We start from the raw sequence: 20,698 nt of genomic DNA, 5'->3' as shown, positions 1-20,698 counted from the left end.
CGAACTTGGAAGGAGAGAAGCGATGACCATAGATGTCCTCGGTATCGACCTGGCGAAGAACGTATTTCAACTCCATGGCGCGGATCGCAAAGGCAATGCGATTTTCAAACGCAGGGTCATGCGCGATCAGTTGCTGGCTGTGCTTGCCGGCATCGAACCGTGTACGATCGCGATCGAGGCCTGCACGGGCGCCTTCTGCTGGGCGCGCCAGTTTGAAGCCCTTGGCCACAAGGTGAAGATCGTCAGCCCGCAATATGTGAAACCGTTCGTGCGCAGGCAGAAGAACGACGGCAACGATGCCGAGGCGATCTGCACGGCCGTGCGCCAACCCCACATTCCGCTGGTGCCCAAGAAGAGCGTAGAGCAGCAGGATGTGCAGGCGTTGCACCGCGCCCGCCAGCGGCTTGTCAATCATCGAACCGCCCTGGTCAGTCAGATGCGCGGACTATTGCCTGATCGCGGTATCGCCTTTGCCAAATCGATCACCAGAGCGAGACGCATGATCCCGGAAATTCTCGCGCGTGCCGAATCTGGTCTGTCGGCTATGGCTCACGAAACCATTGCCGAACTCTGGGATTTTTCTGTGATCTCGATTGTCGCATCGCGCATTTCGACAAGAAAATCGAAGCCGTCTTCAAAGCGAGCGAGCCCTGTCAGCGCGTCGCCAGGATCAAAGGCGTTGGGCCCAAAACAGCGACAGCCATTGTTGCAGCGGTCGGCGATGGTTCGGACTTCAGGAATGGGCGCCACATGGCGGCCTGGCTTGGATTGGTACCGCGCCAGTTTTCGAGCGGTGACAAGGCCGTGCTTATGGGCATCTCCAAACGAGGAAGCCAGCATCTGCGCAGCCTATTGGTTCACGGCGCACGTGCCGTCGTGAGAACGGCACCCAACAAAAATGATCCTATGAGTCAATGGGCCAACCAGCTTCGGGAACGGCGCGGCTTCAACCGCGCAACGGTTGCCATCGCCAACAAGAACGCACGGATAATCTGGGCCGTGCTTCGAACGGGCGATCACTACCGCGCCGCCGCCTGAAGACACCAACCAGTTTGCGAGTAGACGGAGAAATGGACTGCACTGATCGAGCCGACGCGCGACGAACCTGACTATTATCGAGGCTCTTGAGGCCTACCAGCTGTAGAGGTGCGCGTGTGCGGATTTCCCATTTGGGCGCTCTGGCCAACCAGCTGACGCCGGATAGATGTTTGCAACTGATCCACGCAGAACGTTTCAATGCCGCTTGCAAAGGGAGAGCCGTCCATAGAGGTAATAGGTTTGTTCGCTGACCCCGATCCGGCGGCACGCCTCGGCAGTCGAGACCCCCTGCGCCAGCACAATCTCAACTTCACGCAGCTTGCCGATAATCTCTTCCGGCTTGTGCTTCTTGCTCGGCATTCAATGTCCCTTTCGTGGTCCAGACTAGCATAGTCTCTGGGCCACTCAGCGGGGGGCAGATCACCACAAGGCCCTCGCGTGGCCTCGGTAACTCAGACGCTGTCCGGATGTCTCGCACTTATTCTGGCAGGGAATGTTGCCGGCACATCGGACGGCACGGAGCACCAAGTGCCCCGGCAAAGCACAAGGTGAACGATCTCATGTTTCCGCGCACCAATTCTGCCAAGGCCGGTGCACCTGCCCTTCGCATGACACTTGCGCGGCCCTTGCCTCGGCGGCCGTCAGATAGGTTGGTTCACCCAACGTCGAGCAGGCCAGCTGGAGTCTGGCGTTCACCTCGCCGTAGATGGCTCGATAAACGACCGTCCGCACGTCTGGACCAACAACCGTCGTTCCATGGCCGCGCATCAACACCAGATTTGCTTCACCCAGATCTTTTGCAAGCGCCTGCCCGAGATCCCTGCTGGTGATTAACAAGTCCGTGTCGTCGCCGCCGGCATTACGAATCTCAAATACCGGCGCGCATTCGCCGATGAAGCCCGACATATGGCAAACCGGTTTGAGCGGCGCGGTCTTGACCGCGCCAAAGGGGATCATCGCGGGAGCATGATGATGAACTATGGCCCAGACATCCGGACGGCTGCGATATATTTCGCCGTGGATGAACCGTTCGAGATAGGGACGCGGCGCCTCGCCCGCGACCGCCTCGGAATCGAGGTCATATTCGACAAGGTCGTCTCGCGTGACTTGGCCCGGAGCCAGATTGCGCGACAGCAGGAAGCGATCCGGACCGATCCTCGCGCTCACATGGCCAAAGGAGTCGAAAATACCCTTAGCTGCGAGGATTTGATTGGCGTGGACCAAGTCCTCGATAATTTCTTCGGACGAATAATTCATGAAAACTCCTGGAATTGCAGGGCATGCCCTGTCAGCGGCTGGTCATCGTTGGCTCAGGAAATGTGATATCAAGTAAAAAGTCCTGTCTTCGTTCGGCACGGAAGCACATTGACCGCCGTTCATTGCGCGGCGTCGCGGCTCACCAGGCCAAGCTTCGCGAAGACTGGTGCATTGCTCGCGGTGAATATCCGGAGCGGTCCGTCCCCAGCCGCATGCAAACGCAGCGGACGACCACCCGGGACAGTTAAAATATCCTTGGTGGTCAATGGATATTCTGTCTCGCCGACATAGGCAATGCCGCAACCTTCGACAACGTGGAGCACCATGTCGGCGACGGAAGCCGCCGCTTGCGTCGAAAGGGCTGCGTCTACCTGCACCACCCCGAGATCGAGAAAGGCAAGCCCCGCCCCCCCGGTCATGGGATTAACGTAGCGAACGCGCCGAGCGCCGTCCACGCCCGCCGGCGTCGCCTCAAGCGCACGCACCGCGTCTTGCCATGGATAGCGGAACACGGGCGAATAATCGCGCGCCTCGTCCTCCAGACACGGAAGCAAATTAGGGGTAGCGAAGGCCAAATCGGGAATTTGGTGATAGGCATCTACGACCGGACCGGGCTGGAACGCTTCTGTTCCCAGGAAACGATGGAGCGGAAGGTCAAGCACGTCAATCCAGGTTATTGGCTCCTTCCCTTCGTGCTCGTGGGCGTGCCAACACCAGGCGGGCGTCAACACCAGATCGCCTGTCTCCATGGGCAGGTCCTTGCCGTCGACGATCGTCTTAGCTCCGCCGGTCGATTGGAGCACGAACCGGACCGCGTTCATCGAATGACGGTGCGGGCGTGCACGCTCGCCCGGTTTAAGCATCTGTACCGTCGCCGTAATGGTACCGATCGCGGCTTCACCACGCGCGTAACGCGCACGCGGGTCCATTAATTCGAGTACGCGCCGTTCCACGACCGCTGGCGAATATAGTTCGGCCACAGCGCCAAGGACCTGATTGAGGTCTTCCCAGCGCCATAAATTGCCGTCATCAGGCGGCCCACTATCGCTTGCATGAGAAAGCTTACTTTCCCAAAGGGGAAGTAGGGATAATTCGTCGACCCGCTTGCGCAGCTCTGGCGGCAGGCAATCGACTTGTACGTCCTTCGTCAGGCTCATCATGCTCTCCAATCCATTGTAGGCTCACCGGGCAACGATGTGGCCCGGTGCCACGCGAGTTCATGCCGTCGTGCCGCTACCGTCCATCCGAGCAGCTTCCTGCTTCGCCAGTTCACGGATGATCGAATGGAAATGCGTTATCGCAATATCAGCATTTGTCGGCATCGGTCGCACGCCCGGAGAAATGTTCATGATTTGCTGCTGACCTTCGATCATCTGCCGGTCTTCGGTGAACGCGGCGAGGCCAACCTTGCCGATCATATTGACCTGTTCGTCACTTGTGTCGGCTGACCGGCTACCAAGACCGAAGAAGTAGCGCGTTTTATGATCGTCGATCGGCGTCACTGCCTGCGAATTACCATTCACCCGCAATATACCGTCCACGGGCGGACCGTCGTCGGACCGCTTCTGGCTGCCAGGCTCGCAAAAGGCGATCTGCATCGTCAGTATTCCTGGCGCAATGAAATCGTAGGTCTGGTATGTGTCGACCGGCTGGCCGTATAGTGTAAGTGCGGGCCGCATGGCTGGCGCGGTCGACAGCCATCGTGAAACGCGCAGGCCCCTCTCGATCCTTTCTACCTTAGGCCGCTTTTCTGCCCACTGCTTGTCTGCGGCGAACGAATTTGCATGCACATAGGTAAGATGAGAGAAATCAAGCAGGTTATCGATCACTAAATCCGCATGCGCATCATAGTCAATTTGAGACGTGATGATTTTCCAGTCAGGATTACCCGGCCCGATCACGTCCGGGACTAAGCCGGCGTCTGCAAGCTGCGGATCACCGGGCCAGATCCAAACCCACCCGCCCTTTTCCGTCACCGGGTATCGGTACACTCTGGCAATTGGCGGAATGATATCTTGGCCGGGGATCTCAACGCAGCGGCCATCAGGTGCGAAGCGCAAACCATGATACATGCACCGCAAATCATCACCTTCGCGCTTGCCGCATGAAAGCGGCGCAAGGCGGTGCACGCAGCGATCTTCCAACGCAATCGCCTCGCCGCTCGCTAGGCGATACAGGACTACCGGCTGCCCAATGATCTTTACGGGAAGCAAGCCGTCGGATACATCCTTCGACCAGGCCGCTACATACCAACAGTCCTTCAAAAACATCTTATTCTCTCCTGAGGGCCATTTAACGCCGGCATACTACAGCGACTGCGTTGGTCGCCGAAAAGGCCGGATAGCCCGGACAGCTAAAGTTTTACGACCTCCGCCAGCATAAGCCAATCAAATGAGGCTTATGTAGAGGATAAGGAATTTTGATTATGCAGCTTTGAATAGGCCTTGGAATAGATCACGCAACCATCGATTACCACTGTCGCCACTCTGGCGCTCGTGCCAATATTGCCTGACCTGGTAATCATCGATCTTGAACGGCGGTCGCATGATCTGCAGTCCAGCGTCTTTTGCGAGGATGACACCCGCCCGCTCAGGCAGGACGCTAATATAGTCGGTTTCCGCAACGAGCTTTGCCACAATCATGAAGTTAGGCACGCTGACCTGGATGTTACGAACGACCCCTTGTTTCTCAAATGCCCTGTCAATGATCAGATGCGTGGAGCTCGAGGAAATCACTCGGACTTGGCCTTCCTCTTGGAATTGTTCAAGGCTGATACAGTCATCGATGCGCGGATGACCTCGGCGCGCTAGGACTACAAAACTTTCGTTGAACAGGGCACGCTGGATGAGACCTTCAGGAATGCCAGGCGCCATGCCCACCATCAGATCAAGGCCGCCCGTTTGCAGGAGTTGGAATGTACGATCGGTGATGTTTGAAAACTCGATCCCGGCGAGTGGCGCCTGCGCTCGGAATTCTTTGAGGAACCTTGGGACCATTACGATCTGGCCAATATCAGTCACGGCAACATGGAACAGACGTTCCGACTTTTCAGGACTGAATATGCTGCGATAGTTCAAGGTAGATTCGATCGCAGAGATCGCCGCGGACACCGCGTCGCGCAAGCCTTCCGCCTGAGCAGTAGGCCTCATCTCATTTCCAACGCGGACGAAAAGCTTGTCATCGAAATGACCACGCAACTTGCCCAGTATCATGCTGACGGCCGGCTGGGTTAGGCCGAACCTGTCAGCCGTTCGCGACAGGCTCCCGGTCTTAAAGATCTCCTGGAGCACGCGGAGGGTCTGAAGATCGACATTCTGCAACATACCGCCACCTTTCGCCATGAGGACAGTAGCTGTATAAGAATTATTTATCCAGACGATAAGTGCCATCTGATTGGCTGATGCCACGGTCCACGCTAGGTCGGCAACAAGCAATAGGCATGAGGAGCCCCATTATGCGCACCACAGCGATCCCTGTCGGCATACTTCCCGAGCATTCGGACGTCTTTTATGGCGGGAAATGGCATGCGCCAAAGTCCGGCAAATATTCGCCTACGATCAATCCGGCCTATGATGAAACCATTATGCAAGTCTCGCTAGCTGGCGCAGAGGATGTTGACGCGGCAGTCCAGGCAGCGCAGGCAGCATTTCCGGCCTGGGCGTCCACCCCGCCACGAACCCGTGGCGAATATTTGCGCAAGGCAGCCGAAGCACTTCGGCGCCATGCAAAGGAACTGGTCCAGCTTGACTCGATCAACAACGGAAATTCAGTCTCAGCCTTGTCGCATGACGTCGACTTCGCGATCGAAAGCCTCCATTACTTCGCCACCCTTGCGTCAGAGGTCAAAGGCGACACGATCCCTATGGGCGATGACAATCTGAACTATACCATCCAGGAACCGCTCGGCGTCATCGCACGAATCGTAGCCTACAACCATCCGTTCATGTTCGCCGCATCCAGACTTGCCGCTCCACTCGCTGTGGGCAATACCGTGATTATCAAGGCGCCGGATCAAGCCCCACTGTCCCTACTGCGCCTAGCCGAGATTATAGGCGACATCTTTCCGGCGGGCGTGGTGAACTTCCTAACCGGCTCCGCCGAATGCGGTCAAGCGCTATGCCGGCACCCTCTGGTGCGCAAGGTCACGCTCATCGGTGGTGTACCGACCGGGAAGGCCGTGATGCGCGCGGCCGCGGAGGACTTGAAGCCGATTTTACTCGAACTAGGCGGCAAGAACGCGCTGATTGCCTATCCCGACGCCAATTGTGATAACTTGATCGACGGCATCATCCGCGGCATGAACTTCAATTGGTCCGGTCAAAGCTGTGGCTCGACAAGCAGAGTCTTCCTGCATGAAAGCCTGCACGACGAGGTATTGCGCCGGATTGCCGAGGAACTGCCGCGCCGCCACAAGCCCGGAATACCGACTGATCCTACAACAACCATGGGATCACTCGTCAGTCGCGCCCAGCTTGAAAAGGTGGAAGGGTTTGTCGCAAGCGCGCATGAACAAGGCGCGCGACTGATCCACGGCGGTAAGCGACCAGACGATCCAGCGCTCAAAGACGGTTTTTTCTTCGAACCGACCATATTCGCAGACGTCACGCCGAATATGCGCCTGGCACGCGAAGAAGTGTTTGGACCCATTCTCTCAGTATTTCGGTGGACAAACGAAGATGAACTGTTCAAAATCGTGAACGGCGTCGACTTTGGACTCACCGGTTCGATCTGGACCGAAGACGTGAACACAGCTCATCGCGCAGCCAAGAAGATACACACCGGATTTGTGTGGATCAACAATTCATCGCAGCATTTCCTTGGAGCGCCTTTTGGAGGCGTGAAACATTCGGGCATCGGCCGCGAAGAGTGTTTCTCCGAAATGCTGGAATTCACTTACACGAAGAACGTCAATCTGAAACTTTGGTCGTGATTCCCGTTCACTGTTCACATTTTCAGGTTTGAGGAGACACGAGATGATGCAAGCACAAGATTTTGAGGGTCTGTACGCCATCATAGCCACGCCGGCAAAAGCCGGCAGCGATCGTATGGGCGCCGTTGACACGGTGGATCTGGACGAAACCGAAAAGGTTATCAACAGGCTGATCAGGGACGGCTGTTCCGGCTTAATTGTGCTAGGCACGACAGGCGAATGCGCCACCCTGTCCGACACAGATTTCCGCAGCTTTACCGCTTGCGTGATCGACAGCGTGCAGAGACGCGTACCGACCTTTGTCGGCACTACCGCCCTTGGCGGTCATGAAACCGCCAGACGCTTGCGGCATGTGTCCGACCTCGGCGCCGACGGGTCCCTTCTAGGTTTGCCAATGTGGCAACCTTTGACGACCGACATGGCGATCGATTATTTCGCACAGGTGTCAGAGCTTTTTCCGAAGCTGTCTATCATGGCCTATGCCAATGCACGCGCCTTCCGCTTCGCCTTTCCGGTCGAGTTCTGGGCGGCGTTGGCAAAGGCCGCACCGACGGTCACCTCCGCAAAGGTATCGCGAGCCAACGGACTCCTGGAACAGATCGAGGCATCGCAAGGCCGCATCCATTTCATGCCGAGCGACATGGTGATCGCCAAGTTTCATGCACTTTCACCGGAAACGACGACCGCTGCTTGGGCCACTGCCGCCGGCATGAATCCCGCCCCATCCATTGCTCTGGTAAAAGCGCTCGCGAATGGCGACACTGATGCGCAAAAAAGCCTGAGCGCCGCGATTGCCTGGGCTAACGCCCCGATCGAACCGCTTGTGGCCAACAGCGAATTGTTCGCAAGCTACAACATCCAGATGGAGAAGACGCGAATCAACGCAGCCGGCTATTCGCATTGCGGCCCAACGCGCTCACCCTACAATCATTTTCCAGCCGAATTGGCAGATGCCGCCCGGGAATGTGCGGCTCGGTGGCGTGAAGTCTGCCGAGCACTCGAGGCTGTTGGGGTTGATCAAGGACCTTGGCTGGAGATGGCACAATGAAGCTGTTCGGCGTGATATATACGATGCTGGATATCGAGCTTAGCAATATGAAACGGCCCGAACATATCGCCTTTCTACAGCGGCTGCGCGAACAAGGACGTATTGAGACAGGCTGGAAATTCCCCCATTATGAACGCGGCGCGATCCAGGGCACGATCATTTGCCGGGGAGAATCCTCCCAAGAGGTTGCGTCCTGGTTTATGGAAGATCCAGTCGTTCTCGCAGGCGCTCGTACATTCGAGGTGCGAGAGGCGCTACCAATGTCTATATAGGACTGGAAACGCAGTTGAGGCAAAGCCCTATGTCCCAACTAGACTTGCCACTTCTCCATACGCCTCCAGTGGATGACGAAATGGCTTTGAAGACAGGGATCTAGTTCAAATCGATAATAGACCGTATCCGCTCACAAAACACGCCCGACCTCGCGCTCAATAAAAGCAAAGAAGATTTTCCCGAGATTTTCCCATATGCTCCACACGCCTTCGCATCGCCGATGTGAAGATTGAACTCGGGCTCTGCAATCGAAGAAAGCCGCGACCGATCACTTTTCCGTTAATGCCTCAGGCTTTTGACCTAAACTTTAACCAACACCTTCACGGCGAAGTTCCTGCTGGAGATTTTCAGACATGCGAGCCAGCACTCTGCGGCTGACCTCGAGATCTTCTTCCTTGATCCCGCGCGTAGCGATGCGATTGATTTCAACAGCATGACCCATCAGCTTGTTTTCCAGACTGCGCCCATACGGCGTCAGCCCCACCAAGCGCTTCCGCTTATCAGTCGCGTCAACCTCCCGCTGAACCAGACCTGAATTGACCATTCCCTCAATCATGGTGACCGTCGTGTTTTCTGCGACGTTAGTCATGTCACTAAGATACTTCTGCGTGACCTGGTCACGAATCCACAGAACACGAAGATAGTACCAGAAGCCGGTCTTGATATCGTGGGTAGCAAGGCGCGCATTAAGTAGCCGGTCGAACCGGCGATGGCATCGACGCACAAGATATCCGAAGCTTTTCTCCGGCATCCTCGCGATTTTACCGATTACTTCATCCTCATCCATGGTGGAGGGATTCGCACTGTCCAGGCGTACAGGCAAGCCGATTCCCTCCTTGAACTGGATCAAGTGGAGGCTGGGAGATAGTCGAGACCGACATCCACGGACGGTGCGCTTTGCGTGATCCTGCCAACCGAGACATAGGTCACGCCAGTTAGAGCAATCTCCCTAATGCTTTCGAGCAGCACACCTCCAGAGGCCTCGATCGGTACCCTTCCGCTTATGAGGGCCACCGCGCGGCGGAGTTCTCCAACCTCCATGTTATCGCAGAGAATGGCATCCGCGCCTGCCGCAAGCGCTTCTTCGATTTGATCGACACGATCGACCTCGACCTGGATTGGCATCTGCAATCGCGCGGACTTTGCGGCAGAAACTGCGGCATGCACGCTCCCAGCAACGGCAATGTGATTGTCCTTAATCAAGACGCCGTCATCCAGCCGCATCCTGTGGTTCCGTGCCCCACCAACCCTGGCCGCGTATTTGCCCAGGGTTCTCAATCCCGGTACGGTCTTACGTGTATCTAGAAGGATGCAGCCGGTTCCGTCGATCGCCCTCGAATAGATCGACGCAGACGTGGCAATACCGCTTAGATGAGCCAACGTGTTCAGGGCCGAACGCTCCGCCGCCAGAAGCGCTTGAGCAGAACCAGCCACCTTCAATATCACCTGCCCAGGCGACAATGTCATCCCGTCTTCCGCCAACCTCTCCAATTCGGCGCTCGGATCGAGCCGGAGGAAGAACAACTCTGCCAATTCGACCCCAGCGAGGGTCAATTCCTGACGGGCCGCAATAACGCCAGCGAGGGTAGCCCCGGCTGAAACCGTCGCCACGCTCGTGACATCGCCGCTGTCACCAATATCCTCCTTGAGCACAAGTTCTATGAAGAGGGCAGCCTCAGACGGCGACATACCTGCTATCGACTTTTCCATCAATCGGCTGCTCCTTCGGCGCCGTCGGCCTTCTGAGCAACGCGCTCAGCCGATATCACCACCTCTTCATCGGAAACGTTGATCGTCCGCCAATCGACGCCCTTGGGAATCATGCCCTCGAACGACTCGAGTTTCGCATGGGGCACGCGCGGCTCGACTGTCCCGATTGCTGGCTCACCGCGCTGGACGGCTTGGGCAGCTCGGTACATTTGGGTGCGGAACGTAAAAATGGCCTTGTCGCTCGATCCGAGTTTGTCGTCGCTGCGGTCCGCGATTGCTCCCATCGATTCCCACATCGCCATGTCTTGCGCGGGGATACCGTAAATGCCGGTGAAGTCGCCCGATTTCATAAGATCACGGTCCTGAAGGTAGTTATTCTGCAAGTTGCGGACCTTTTCGAACGTGACGGGATGGACATCCTTGCCGATCTCGGCGCCACAAAAGCGCCTCCAGTCTTCGGTCGAGATACCCTTGGTGGGATGCCATGCGACCCAATAGAACATCGTGTTCACGTCATCGATCGGAACTAGCATCTGACTCAGATTATACTGGTCATTGGGCGGAATATGGACGGTGTATGGTGCGACAAAAATGGTCTGCCGAGCATAATCCTGCTTATCGGCGTCAACGATGGGCTTACGCAGCGCAACATATCGGAAGCCGAATGTCGTCTGCTGCACTTCAAGACGGGGAGCCTTGTCAGCCGTGGGGCGTAGCCAAGCGGTGTCGGTGGCGGTCGACCCACTCACGGCTTCGGCCGTCGGCATATTGCTCGAGTGCAAGCTTGAGCTATGGGCGGAATCGATAGAACCTTCGAGAACCTGCGCCCAGTTACACGCGCCGTGCATCTTCACGATTGCAATCTTGCTGTCGGGTGCCGCACACCAGTTTGGCGGATCGAAGGAAGTGGCGTTCGCGGGATCACCCATCCAAACCCAGACAAACCCACCAGCTTCTACCGACGGATAAGCCTTCGTCTTCATCGTCGCGCGCAACCGCGCGTCGACGGGCTCAGACGACATGTCGACGGCATTGCCGTCCACGTCGAATTTCCAGCCGTGATAGAGGCAGCGCAGGCCGCATTCTTCGTTACGACCAAAGGCAAGCGAAGCCCGCCGATGCGGGCACTGTTCATCGAGTACGCCGATCCTGCCGCTGCTGTCCCGGAAAACAACCATGTTTTCACCGAGCAAGCGGACGCGCAAGGGCGTACAATCGGGCTCTGCCACTTCCTCGATCATGCACGCGGGAAACCAATGCTGGCGCATGAGACGGCCCATTGGGGCATCGCCTTCCACCCGGCACAGGATGTCATTTTGCTCTGGGGTCACACTGTCTCTCCATAGATGTTCATATACTTCGATATCGAAGTATATTTTGATGCTGGTTGAGGTCTTGCTCTTCGCCTTAGGAATTCAAATCAGGTTGTCGGACTTCTACGACCACCTTCGCCATGCCATTTTCCAGCGCTTCTGGCTTCTCGACCACAATGCGCGCGCCCTTGGCCCCTTCCGCAAGGCAACGCCAAGCAAGTTCCTGGGCAAAAGTCTCGATAAGGGCTCTAGGCTGTTCAGCGAGCTCACGCGCGATTGACTCGACCTTGCAATAATCGAATGTTGAACCGAGTTCGTCGGTCGAAGCGGCAGCCACCTGCAGCTCAACCGAAATCACAAGCGGCTGCCGCCTGAGATGCTCGCGTCGGTGGACTCCGATGTAGGCTTCGATATGAACCCGCTCGACCGCGACAATCATACTGAAGACCTCAAGGTCATATGAATTGGAGCCTTCGACTCGCTGCTGTATCACTGACACGGCTCAATTCCGTCATGCCGCCCCCCCGGAACACTCCTGCATCTGCAGCTGTCCGGCGAAGCCCTGTTCAACCTCCTCCTTCATTAGCGCGCAAATCTGCATACAGTCAAGGGTAGCCATGCCTAACAAGGGCCGAATTACGGGACATTTTTTGAAGAAACCCTGGTCACACTGGGGACATACGGAGACATTCATGCCTTGACATCATTTCAAACTGCATGCACTCTTGCTCCAGATGGCGCACCAGGAGAGTTGCCGTGATCAAGGTTAGGGATATTGTCTACGTCCGATTCCAAGCGCCCGATCTGGAGCTTGGAGAGAAGTTCCTCGCAGACTTCGGCTTCATCCGCAGCGCAGAAACGCCGGGCACACGCTATTTTCGCTGCGCGGGAGAGAATCACCACGCTTATATTCTTCAGGAGGGTGACCCAAAGTTCCTGGGTTTTGCACTTGAGGTAGCGGACCGCTCGGACTTGGAAGAGCTCGCCCGCATCGAGGGCGCCAGTGCGATCGAATCGATCAAAGAGCCTGGTGGCGGCGAGAGAGTCACGCTCGAGGACCCCGACGGCTACCTCGTGGAAGTCGTGCACGGCATCGAAAAATTGCCCCCACTCGACATGAGAGCCCCCTTGGTCTTGAATTATGCCTACGACAAGGCTCGAGAGAACGCGACCCAGCGCCCTGCAATCGGCGCGGCGCAGATGAAAAGACTGGGCCATGTTGGGCTGACAGTGACCAATATCCAACGGACGATCGATTGGTACGCAAGCACACTTGGGATGCTCCTTAGCGATGCGGTTCTTGCCGGGCCGCATACGGCGATTGCGTTCGTCCGCTGCGGATACCCAGGTGTCCTTTCGGATCACCATACCCTCGCGCTGTTCCAAGGCGAACAGCCCGAATTTGGCCATGCTGCCTTCGAAGTACAGGACTTCGATGCAGTCGGCATTGGTCACTACCACCTGAAGCGCGCTGAATGGCAACATGCATGGGGCATTGGACGGCATACGCTCGGAAGCCAGATATTCGATTATTGGCTAGACCCGTGGGGGCGGATGATTGAGCATTTCGCTGACGGCGATTTGTTCGATCCTGACCAACCGTCTAACCACCATCCGATTGAAACAACACCCATCGAAATCTGGGGGCCACCAATCCCGCCCGGCAAGGGACCAAAGGACCAGCGACCGCCCGACGTGTAATCTAAGTCATCATACAACAACAGATTCTATTCCGCTGCGATTTCGCAGCTTGGAGAAACGCGCATGAGCGATACGCAAGTTTGGGGCCTTACCACATTTCAGCTGCCTGGTACGACACAAGACCACGCGGGCATCCAATTGGCCTCTGGTGAAATCCGTCAACCAGAACTTCTCAAGCCGTTCCGCGGCCTCATCGAGGCGGTAGCGCAATGGACCGAGCTCGCACCCCAATTGCAGTCGCTCGACATCACGGCCGCGCCCGTCGTAAGTGGCGCCATTGCTGTCGCCCCGCTCCGCTTTCCACGAAAGCTTATTTGCGCGGGCGCCAATTATCATGATCATCTCGCCGAGATGGGCGCCCCAGATGTTCCTCCGGGCTGCGAGCCCTTCTTCTTCTTCCTTCCTCCGACCACGACGCTGGTGGCGAGCGGCGATGTCGTCGAGATTCCGGCGGGTGCGGATGCCAGGGTGGACTGGGAAGCAGAGATGGCGATCATCATCGGCAGGAGTGCGTCAAACATTTCCGAAGAGGAAGCTCCGCTGTATGTCGCTGGCTACGCGCCTTTTAATGACATCACGGCACGAGGGTACCACAAGCGGGCGGCGAGCATCGCACCGCCTTTCGCGTTTGACTGGTGTCTATCGAAGGGACTGGACGGCTTTTGTCCGATGGGGCCGATCGTGCCGTCCTGGCAAATTTCAGATCCTCACGACGTCGGTGTTCGCTGCACCGTTAACGGCGAAGTCAAGCAGGATGGCCGCACGCGGGACATGATCTTCAACCTTTGGAAGCTGCTTTCCTACGCGAGCAAGCATTGGACGCTTGAACCGGGCGACATCATTGCGACTGGCACGCCTGCAGGGGTTGGCGCGCGGACCGGAACATTCTTGCGAGATGGCGACGAGGTCATCGTCGACCTCAAGGGATGGTCATCCGTTAAATCCACCATTCGGTGCCGGTCGTCCATTGCGGAGCCGAAGGTCGCATAAGAAGCGCTGCACGATGGCGCAAATCGAGAGGCTAACTGATGTCTGAAGATAACTCCATTAACCCAGCACTGCGCGCCAAGCTGGTCTCGGGGTCGCTATCCCCCCTGTGGGAAAGCCGCTTTTCCCACAGCCAGGAGAACGCGCTAGATGATGGCAAGCTTTGGAAATGGTCCGAACTCAAGGACATCCTGACGGAGGTTGCAGAGATCTCATCACCAGCGGTGGTGGAACGCCGAGTTCTCGAGATGATGGATCCTCGCGAGCATTATCCTAATGGTGAAGGGGCCATCGGAACGATCACCGCATGTGTCCAGATGTTGAAACCAGGCGAGACAGCGCGCCCCCATCGCCACTCGATGAACGCCGTCCGCTTCGTCATCGAGGCGACTGGAGGCGCCAAGACTGTAGTCGACGGCAAGGACCTTCTTATGGAGACCGGGGATCTCGTGCTTACGCCAGGTTGGTGCTGGCACGCGCACGTCCATCAAGGTTCGGATCCTGTCATCTGGTTGGATGTACTCGACCTCCCCCTACATCGCTTCCTTGGAACTGAGGCGTTCCAGCCCGGCCCGATCAGCGATGTTCGGGAGAAGACGGACGATCGCGCCTTTGGGATAGCAAATATCGTTCCCATGGTGAGTGGCAGGCGGGACGACTACTCGCCCGTGTTCCGTTACCCATGGGCTGATGCAGTAGAGGCGGTCGGCCGCGCACCTCTTCGGGAGGATGGTACCCGCCAGGTTCGATACGCCAACCCGCTCACCGGTGGGGCGGCCCTCCCGTTCCTGGACTTCCATCTCGTAGAACTTGATCCCGCCACCCGTGCTTCCGCAAATATCGAGGTCTTCGACCGCGTGTGCCATGTTGTCGAGGGTTCGGGTTGTGCGCTCGTCGGCGACGCCACTTATGCCCTCGATGCCAAGGACGTCTTCACCGTACCCGGCGGCCGCCCCCTCTCACTGGAAGCGGACGATGGAGGGAAACTGCGCATTTTCGTTTCCTCCAACCAGCCTGTGTTCGAAAGGTTGGGATTGAAAAGTCGAACGCTGGAATCCTAATTTCCACCCCAGATAACCACCCTGAAAGGTGCCCAAGATGATCGATTTCTACACGCTCACCAGCCCGAATGTCCGCAAAATATTCTTGATGCTTGAGGAATGCGAACTTCCTTACAAGAACATTTTCGTAGACGTCTGGAAGGGCGATAATTTCGACCCAGATTTCCTAAAGCTCAATCCTAACGCAAAGATTCCGGTCATTGTCGATCATGATGGACCGGGAGGGAAGCCGATAACCGTATTCGAGTCCGGCGCCATTCTCATGTACTTGGCCGAAAAGGCCGGAAAGTTCATGCCTTTGGATCCCACTGCCAAGTATCAGGTGATCCAGTGGATTTTCGTGCAGGTCGGCACCGTCGGCCCCATGCTGGGTCAGCTGGGTTATTTCAAGATGCATGGGCCTAAAGAAGGCAGCGAGCATGCGGTCGCGCGCTACACAACGGAAGTGGATCGCATCTACAAGATGATTGACAAGCGGCTGGGCGAAAGCCGCTTCATTGGCGGTGATGATTATAGTGTCGCTGATATGGCCTTCTATCCGTGGTGCGGTGAACGGATTTCCGCCGGTAAAATCGGCTTCGACCTCGACAATTATCCCAACGTGATCCGCTGGGCGGCTGAAATTGCCGAGCGACCGGCTTCGAAGAGGGTCGCCGCCTTCATGCCGACAATCCAGAGCGTGCGTGACAATCCGACGCCAGAGGATTTCGACCGGCTTTGGCGCAGGAACGGCCAGACGGCTGCCTGACAGAATTCCACGGGCGAAATGTGGGAGGCGAGATTCCTTCGTACTCCCGTGGCTTGGGCATCTTCGCCAGAGCGGATCCTCACACGGGGAACAGCAGAAGAAAGGCGCCTGGGCATTTTTCCAGCATCAAGGTAGGGGTGTTAATGAAAAGGTACGAAAAAAATGGCGTGGGGCTTATCGCCTTGGCGCTTCTTGGTGGAGTTCCGGTTTACGGTCAGGATTCTGTTCCTGCAGGCACGTCAGCAGGTTCTGAGGACGGATCGGACAATATTGTCGTGACCGCCCGGCGGCGTGACGAGTCGATCGTCGATGTTCCTGTGTCTGTGACCGCGGTCAGCGGCGACCAGTTGCAGCGCGCCAACATCTCCTCGGTCGCCGACCTTGGCCGCGTCGCACCTGAAGTGCGCACCTATCCTGTGCAAGGGCGTCAGTCGACCGTGAGCTTCATCATTCGCGGTCAGATCGAGACCTCGGGCCTTCCCACCTCGGACCCGGCGGTGGGCCTCTATTTCGCCGAGGCCGTGCAGGCCCGCCCTCAGGGCAGCGGCAAGCTTTTCTATGACCTGAGTTCCATCCAGGTTGTGTCGGGGCCACAGGGCACCCTCTTCGGCCGTAACCACACAGGCGGTGCGATCCTGATCGCCCCCGAGGCGCCCAAGCTCGGCAAGGTCGAAGGCTATGTCCAGGGCACCTATGGCAACTATGACCGCCGCGAGTTGCAAGGGGCGCTCAACGTCCCGCTCGGCGACAAGGTCGCCCTGCGCCTGGCGGGCAACCTGACCCGCCGCGACGGCTGGCTCACCAATGCCACCACCGGCAACGAACTGCGCACCGATCACTCGGACTCCTTCCGTGTATCGCTGCTCCTCGAGCCCTCCGACCAGTTTCGCAATGTCACCATCGTCGATGGCTTCAAGGGGCACAGCAACGACGGCGGCGTCACCGTCATTGCCGTCAACCCCGCCATCAACTCCCCGGTTAACCCGCTCTCCGTGCGTCTGGCCGCCCTTGCCGCCCAGCAGGCCGACCGTCGACGCGTCGCCCAGTTCACCGACTCCCCGAGCCGTTCCTCCAACTATGGCGTAACCAACACCTCGACGCTCGAGGCCGGGGACGTCACCCTCAAGAACATCTTCAACTATCGCCGGATCAGGAGCGACGACACCGCAGATGCCTCGCTGCCGATCAACACCCTCATCCAGCGGGTCAAGGTCAAGGCCGAGCAGGTGACCAACGAGTTCCAGGTCTCGGGCAAGGCGCTCGACGACAAGCTCGACTATATCGCTGGTGCCTATTTCTTCTGGGAGCAGGCGACGAGCACCACCTTCAACAGTGTGTTCGCAAGCCCCTTCCTGATCAGCCCACTCGACCGTGCCACCAATGAGAGCAAGTCGCTCTTCGCCCAGGTTGACTATCATCTGAGCCAGAAGCTCAGCATGACGGCCGGCGCGCGCTACACGATCGACGATCGCAACGTCTACCAATATGCCCAGTCGAGCCCCACGGCCGTCGCACTCAACACCGGCAAGTCGGCCACCTTCAAGAAGCCGACCTGGACGCTGAGCCTCAACTACAAGCCCGACGCCGACACCCTCCTCTATGTCACCAACCGGCGCGGCTACCGCAGTGGCGGCTTCAATGGCGGCGCCACTACCCCTGCCACCTTCACCGAGTTGAGGCCCGAGATCCTCACCGACTATGAGATCGGCTTCAAGAGCCAGGGTCGCCTGGGCGGCATGCGCTACCGCACCTCCATGTCCGCCTTCCACTCCATCTACGAGGACATCCAGCGCAACGTCTTCACCGTCATTGGCACCACCCCGGTCCGTACCCTGTTCAACGCCGCCAAGGCCCATATCAATGGCGCCCAGGCAGAACTGTTCGTCAGCCCCATCCGGGCGATCGAACTGACCGGCTTCGTGGGATATACCGATGCCAAGTACAAGGAGTTCAACGACGGCACGCTGACGGGCATCCCGCCCTTCGCCTATGTGCCCAAGTGGAACTACCGGCTCTCTGGCCGCGTCATCCTGCCGGTGCCCGAGAATATCGGCGAGGTCAGTGCACAGGCCGATTACTTCCACACCTCCAGCGTCATTCGCCAGGACCGCCCGCCCCTGCCGGGCGAAGTCATCCCGGGCTATGGCGTGCTGGGCGGCCGCATCACCTTCGACAAGATCGGGGGCTCCAACCTGCGGGTGGCGGTGTTCGGCACCAACCTGACCAACAAGACATATTATACCGCGGCGCAGGCCTTCTACAGCCTGCCCTTCGGCGGCCTGACCGGCGGCGTATTGGGCGATCCGCGTATGTACGGCGTGGAAGTGGGCTACCGCTTCTGACAATCCGGGCGGTGGGCCTGCCCCCACCGCCCCAGACACAGGCGGCAAGAGCGCCGTGAAGAAAGGAAGTTAGAATGAACGTCGCCGATATGCGCTTCATGCCGCCCGGCTATATCACCAGCCGCTTTGGCGAGATCGAGTTTACCGACTGGATCGATGAAAGCATGTCCTGGAAGCGGACCTGCTCGATCGGCGACTGGTCCTGGATCTGGGAGCGCCGCTTCAAGGGCCCCGACGCCATGCGCCTGCTGCGCGATACCGTCATCAACGGGTTCAAGAAGTTCGACATCCTCCAGTCCAAGCATGCCACCCACTGCAATGCCGACGGCAAGGTCATCGCCGAGGGCATCCTCACCCGCGTAGGCGAGGATGAGTTCGTGCTCATGGGCCGCGGCAGCTTCTGGGTCGACTATGTCCGTCGCCAGGGCAACTATGACGTCGTCTCCGAACATGAGGACTGGTATAACTTCCAGGTAGCCGGGCCCAACACCCTGGCCCTCCTCGAGGAGGTATCGGGCACCAGCCTGCGCGACATCAAGTTCATGCATTCGGGCGAAATCGAGATCGCCGGCCACAAGCTGCTCGCGCTGCGGCAGGGCATGTCCTTTGGCCCCGGCTTCGAGCTGCAGGGTCCTCGCGCCCATGCCGAGGAAGTCTATGCCACCCTGCTCAAGGCCGGCGAAAAGCACGGCCTGCGGCGCCTGGGCGGTCGCGCCAGCAATGTCGGCCATCTTGAAGCCTGCTTCCCTACCGCCGTCCTCGATTATCTCCCTGCCGTCTTCGGCAAGGACATGGACAGCTATCGCGAGGAGTTCTTCCGGTCGCTCGGCGGCGGCTTCGCCACCTTCAGCGTCAACGGCAGCTACGAGGCCAGCGACGTCAGCGAATATTATCGCAGCCCCATCGAGCTGGGTTGGGGCAAGAACATCCGCTTCGATCATGACTTCATCGGGCGCGCTGCCCTCGAGAAGGAAGCCGAAACACCCGGGCGGGTGATGCGGACCCTGGTGTGGAATGCGCAGGATGTCGCCGATGTCTATGCCTCGCTCTTCCGCAAGGAAGCCACGCCCTACCAGTTCATGGAAATGCCCCGCGAGCAGCGCGCCACCATGACCGTTGACAAGGTGCTGCGCGGCGACCGGGTCGTTGGCGCCGCCACCTCACGCGGCTATAGCTACTACTTCCGCGAGATGCTCTCGCTCGTCTGCATCGAGCCGGAATCAGCAGAGCCAGGCACCGAGGTCGTGGTCACCTGGGGCAACCCCGGGCAGCCACAAAAGGAAATCCGGGCGACCGTCGCCCCTGCCCCCTACCAGGACAACAGGCGCGACGATCTCCACAAATACTGAGCCGAGCCCTTCCAAGCTGACAAACATGCTCCCGGCGCCCGTGGCGCCGGCAGCCTCATTGCGGACCCATGACATGGCTGACCTGCCCTATATCCTCACCCTCTCCTGCGCCAACCGACCTGGCATCGTCGCCCGGGTGAGCGGCCACCTCTTCAAGTTCAACGGCAACATCGTCGAGGCCAACCAGTTCGATGACGCCGACACCGGCCGCTTCTTCATGCGCGTCGTGTTCGGCATGCCCGAGGAACAGGACAGCCAAGCCCTCGCCAGCGAGTTCGCCGCCATCGCCGAGGCCTTCGGCATGGAATGGAAGATCCGGCCCCGCGAACAGCGCACCAAGGTCCTCCTGCTCGCCTCCAAGTTCGACCATTGCCTCGTCGACCTCCTCTACCGCAAGCGCATCGGCGAACTCGACATGGACGTGGTCGGCATCATCTCCAACCACCCGCGCGAAACCTATTGCGCCATGGACCTGGGCGACACCCCCTTCCACCACCTCCCCATCACCAAGGACACCAAGTCCCAGCAGGAAGCGCAGATCAAGGCGATCGTCGAGCAGAGCGGCGCCGAACTCATCGTCCTGGCCCGCTACATGCAGATCCTCTCCGACGACCTTGCCACCTTCCTCTCGGGCCGCTGCATCAACATCCACCACAGCTTCCTGCCCGGGTTCAAGGGCGCAAAGCCCTACCACCAGGCGTTCGGCCGCGGGGTCAAGCTCATCGGCGCAACCGCCCACTTCGTCACCTCCGACCTCGACGAAGGCCCCATCATCGAGCAGGATGTCGAACGCATCGGCCACGAGCATAGCGCCGATGCCCTCGTCCAGAAAGGACGCGACATCGAGCGCCGCGTCCTCGCCCGCGCGGTCGCTTGGTTCCTCGAGGGACGACTGTTCCTCAACAATAACAAAACCGTGGTCTTCCACTCATGAGCGAGAC

Annotated in this window: 18 protein-coding genes and 2 pseudogenes; 11 read left to right on the top strand and 9 right to left on the bottom strand. The window is 58.3% G+C overall.

Features of this window, described 5'->3' with window-relative positions; genetic code table 11:
* The first annotated feature begins 22 nt into the window (after positions 1–22).
* Positions 23–1,038: pseudogene (locus DM806_RS11235) on the top strand (IS110 family transposase).
* A gap of 231 nt (positions 1,039–1,269) precedes the next feature.
* On the opposite strand, the pseudogene DM806_RS11230 reads toward DM806_RS11235, so the two are convergent.
* The 5 genes and pseudogenes from DM806_RS11230 to DM806_RS11210 form a co-directional block, all read right to left on the bottom strand.
* A pseudogene (locus tag DM806_RS11230) lies at positions 1,270–1,398 on the bottom strand (transposase); the annotation flags it as partial.
* 198 nt (positions 1,399–1,596) lie between these two features.
* Positions 1,597–2,295, bottom strand: coding sequence for a class II aldolase/adducin family protein (locus tag DM806_RS11225; RefSeq protein ID WP_179043305.1), 699 nt, complete (start codon positions 2,293–2,295; stop codon positions 1,597–1,599).
* A 119-nt stretch (positions 2,296–2,414) separates the two neighbouring features.
* Entirely contained in the window at positions 2,415–3,452 is a 1,038-nt protein-coding gene (locus DM806_RS11220) for a cupin domain-containing protein (protein ID WP_179043304.1), read from the bottom strand.
* Between the two features lie 60 nt (positions 3,453–3,512).
* Positions 3,513–4,565: an aromatic ring-hydroxylating dioxygenase subunit alpha gene (locus tag DM806_RS11215; RefSeq protein ID WP_179043303.1), complete on the bottom strand. Its 1,053-nt coding sequence runs from the start codon at positions 4,563–4,565 to the stop codon at positions 3,513–3,515.
* A 153-nt stretch (positions 4,566–4,718) separates the two neighbouring features.
* Positions 4,719–5,684: a LysR family transcriptional regulator gene (locus DM806_RS11210; RefSeq protein ID WP_179043302.1), complete on the bottom strand. Its 966-nt coding sequence runs from the start codon at positions 5,682–5,684 to the stop codon at positions 4,719–4,721.
* Positions 5,685–5,749: 65 nt separating this feature from the next.
* On the opposite strand from DM806_RS11210, the gene DM806_RS11205 reads away from it, so the two are divergent.
* The 3 genes from DM806_RS11205 to DM806_RS11195 are packed head-to-tail and all read left to right on the top strand — an operon-like array spanning position 5,750 to position 8,545.
* Positions 5,750–7,225, top strand: coding sequence for an aldehyde dehydrogenase family protein (locus tag DM806_RS11205; protein WP_179043301.1), 1,476 nt, complete (start codon positions 5,750–5,752; stop codon positions 7,223–7,225).
* A gap of 43 nt (positions 7,226–7,268) precedes the next feature.
* Positions 7,269–8,273 (top strand): dihydrodipicolinate synthase family protein, encoded by a 1,005-nt coding sequence (locus DM806_RS11200; RefSeq protein WP_179043300.1) that lies wholly within the window; start codon positions 7,269–7,271, stop codon positions 8,271–8,273.
* Positions 8,270–8,545, top strand: coding sequence for a YciI family protein (locus tag DM806_RS11195; protein ID WP_179043299.1), 276 nt, complete (start codon positions 8,270–8,272; stop codon positions 8,543–8,545). The genes DM806_RS11200 and DM806_RS11195 overlap by 4 nt, the downstream gene beginning before the upstream one ends.
* 308 nt (positions 8,546–8,853) lie before the next feature.
* Here the strand turns inward: DM806_RS11195 and DM806_RS11190 are convergent, their stop codons facing one another.
* The 4 genes from DM806_RS11190 to DM806_RS11175 all read right to left on the bottom strand — a co-directional run bounded on the left by DM806_RS11190 (position 8,854) and on the right by DM806_RS11175 (position 12,008).
* Positions 8,854–9,369, bottom strand: a complete 516-nt coding sequence (locus DM806_RS11190; protein ID WP_256869250.1) for a MarR family winged helix-turn-helix transcriptional regulator — start codon at positions 9,367–9,369, stop codon at positions 8,854–8,856.
* A 23-nt stretch (positions 9,370–9,392) separates the two neighbouring features.
* The gene (nadC, locus tag DM806_RS11185; protein ID WP_179043298.1) at positions 9,393–10,256 is read right to left on the bottom strand and encodes a carboxylating nicotinate-nucleotide diphosphorylase; all 864 of its coding nucleotides are present in this window, start codon (positions 10,254–10,256) and stop codon (positions 9,393–9,395) included.
* The gene (locus DM806_RS11180; protein WP_179043297.1) at positions 10,256–11,587 is read right to left on the bottom strand and encodes a Rieske 2Fe-2S domain-containing protein; all 1,332 of its coding nucleotides are present in this window, start codon (positions 11,585–11,587) and stop codon (positions 10,256–10,258) included. Before DM806_RS11180 ends, nadC begins: the two co-directional genes overlap by 1 nt.
* Before the next feature lie 76 nt (positions 11,588–11,663).
* Complete coding sequence (locus DM806_RS11175; RefSeq protein WP_179043296.1) at positions 11,664–12,008, bottom strand: dihydroneopterin aldolase; 345 nt, start codon at positions 12,006–12,008, stop codon at positions 11,664–11,666.
* A gap of 317 nt (positions 12,009–12,325) precedes the next feature.
* Between DM806_RS11175 and DM806_RS27595 the strand changes: the two genes are divergently transcribed.
* From DM806_RS27595 to purU, 7 genes are all read left to right on the top strand, one after another.
* Positions 12,326–13,270, top strand: coding sequence for a VOC family protein (locus DM806_RS27595; protein WP_179043295.1), 945 nt, complete (start codon positions 12,326–12,328; stop codon positions 13,268–13,270).
* Positions 13,271–13,333: 63 nt separating this feature from the next.
* Positions 13,334–14,260 carry a fumarylacetoacetate hydrolase family protein gene (locus tag DM806_RS11165; RefSeq protein WP_179043294.1) on the top strand — a complete coding sequence of 309 codons (927 nt, stop codon included), beginning with the start codon at positions 13,334–13,336 and terminating at the stop codon, positions 14,258–14,260.
* Positions 14,261–14,298: 38 nt separating this feature from the next.
* The gene (locus tag DM806_RS11160) at positions 14,299–15,318 is read left to right on the top strand and encodes a cupin domain-containing protein (RefSeq protein ID WP_179043293.1); all 1,020 of its coding nucleotides are present in this window, start codon (positions 14,299–14,301) and stop codon (positions 15,316–15,318) included.
* Positions 15,319–15,355: 37 nt separating this feature from the next.
* On the top strand, positions 15,356–16,066 hold the full coding sequence (locus tag DM806_RS11155) for a glutathione S-transferase N-terminal domain-containing protein (protein ID WP_179043292.1): 711 nt from the start codon (positions 15,356–15,358) through the stop codon (positions 16,064–16,066).
* Positions 16,067–16,209: 143 nt separating this feature from the next.
* Positions 16,210–18,408: a TonB-dependent receptor gene (locus DM806_RS11150; protein ID WP_179043291.1), complete on the top strand. Its 2,199-nt coding sequence runs from the start codon at positions 16,210–16,212 to the stop codon at positions 18,406–18,408.
* A 74-nt stretch (positions 18,409–18,482) separates the two neighbouring features.
* Entirely contained in the window at positions 18,483–19,757 is a 1,275-nt protein-coding gene (locus tag DM806_RS11145; protein WP_179043290.1) for an aminomethyl transferase family protein, read from the top strand.
* A gap of 73 nt (positions 19,758–19,830) precedes the next feature.
* A complete protein-coding gene (gene purU / locus DM806_RS11140; RefSeq protein WP_179043289.1) occupies positions 19,831–20,691 on the top strand; it encodes a formyltetrahydrofolate deformylase in 861 nt (286 codons plus the stop codon).
* Positions 20,692–20,698 lie beyond the last annotated feature (7 nt).

This window comes from Sphingobium lactosutens (assembly GCF_013393185.1).
In the GTDB taxonomy this organism is placed as follows: Bacteria; Pseudomonadota; Alphaproteobacteria; order Sphingomonadales; family Sphingomonadaceae; genus Sphingobium; species Sphingobium lactosutens_A.
Note: the sequence above shows the minus strand (reverse complement) of the source record. Positions and strands in the feature narration are given on the sequence as shown.

What these genes read in the sequence shown, in the direction of transcription:
- DM806_RS11225 (WP_179043305.1), bottom strand. Translation starts at nt 2,295, where the DNA reads ATGAATTATTCGTCCGAAGAAATTATCGAGGACTTGGTCCACGCCAAT.
- DM806_RS11220 (WP_179043304.1), bottom strand. Translation starts at nt 3,452, where the DNA reads ATGAGCCTGACGAAGGACGTACAAGTCGATTGCCTGCCGCCAGAGCTG.
- DM806_RS11215 (WP_179043303.1), bottom strand. Translation starts at nt 4,565, where the DNA reads ATGTTTTTGAAGGACTGTTGGTATGTAGCGGCCTGGTCGAAGGATGTA.
- DM806_RS11210 (WP_179043302.1), bottom strand. Translation starts at nt 5,684, where the DNA reads ATGGCACTTATCGTCTGGATAAATAATTCTTATACAGCTACTGTCCTC.
- DM806_RS11205 (WP_179043301.1), top strand. Translation starts at nt 5,750, where the DNA reads ATGCGCACCACAGCGATCCCTGTCGGCATACTTCCCGAGCATTCGGAC.
- DM806_RS11200 (WP_179043300.1), top strand. Translation starts at nt 7,269, where the DNA reads ATGATGCAAGCACAAGATTTTGAGGGTCTGTACGCCATCATAGCCACG.
- DM806_RS11195 (WP_179043299.1), top strand. Translation starts at nt 8,270, where the DNA reads ATGAAGCTGTTCGGCGTGATATATACGATGCTGGATATCGAGCTTAGC.
- nadC (WP_179043298.1), bottom strand. Translation starts at nt 10,256, where the DNA reads ATGGAAAAGTCGATAGCAGGTATGTCGCCGTCTGAGGCTGCCCTCTTC.
- DM806_RS11175 (WP_179043296.1), bottom strand. Translation starts at nt 12,008, where the DNA reads ATGATTGTCGCGGTCGAGCGGGTTCATATCGAAGCCTACATCGGAGTC.
- DM806_RS11165 (WP_179043294.1), top strand. Translation starts at nt 13,334, where the DNA reads ATGAGCGATACGCAAGTTTGGGGCCTTACCACATTTCAGCTGCCTGGT.
- DM806_RS11160 (WP_179043293.1), top strand. Translation starts at nt 14,299, where the DNA reads ATGTCTGAAGATAACTCCATTAACCCAGCACTGCGCGCCAAGCTGGTC.
- DM806_RS11155 (WP_179043292.1), top strand. Translation starts at nt 15,356, where the DNA reads ATGATCGATTTCTACACGCTCACCAGCCCGAATGTCCGCAAAATATTC.
- DM806_RS11150 (WP_179043291.1), top strand. Translation starts at nt 16,210, where the DNA reads ATGAAAAGGTACGAAAAAAATGGCGTGGGGCTTATCGCCTTGGCGCTT.
- DM806_RS11145 (WP_179043290.1), top strand. Translation starts at nt 18,483, where the DNA reads ATGAACGTCGCCGATATGCGCTTCATGCCGCCCGGCTATATCACCAGC.
- purU (WP_179043289.1), top strand. Translation starts at nt 19,831, where the DNA reads ATGGCTGACCTGCCCTATATCCTCACCCTCTCCTGCGCCAACCGACCT.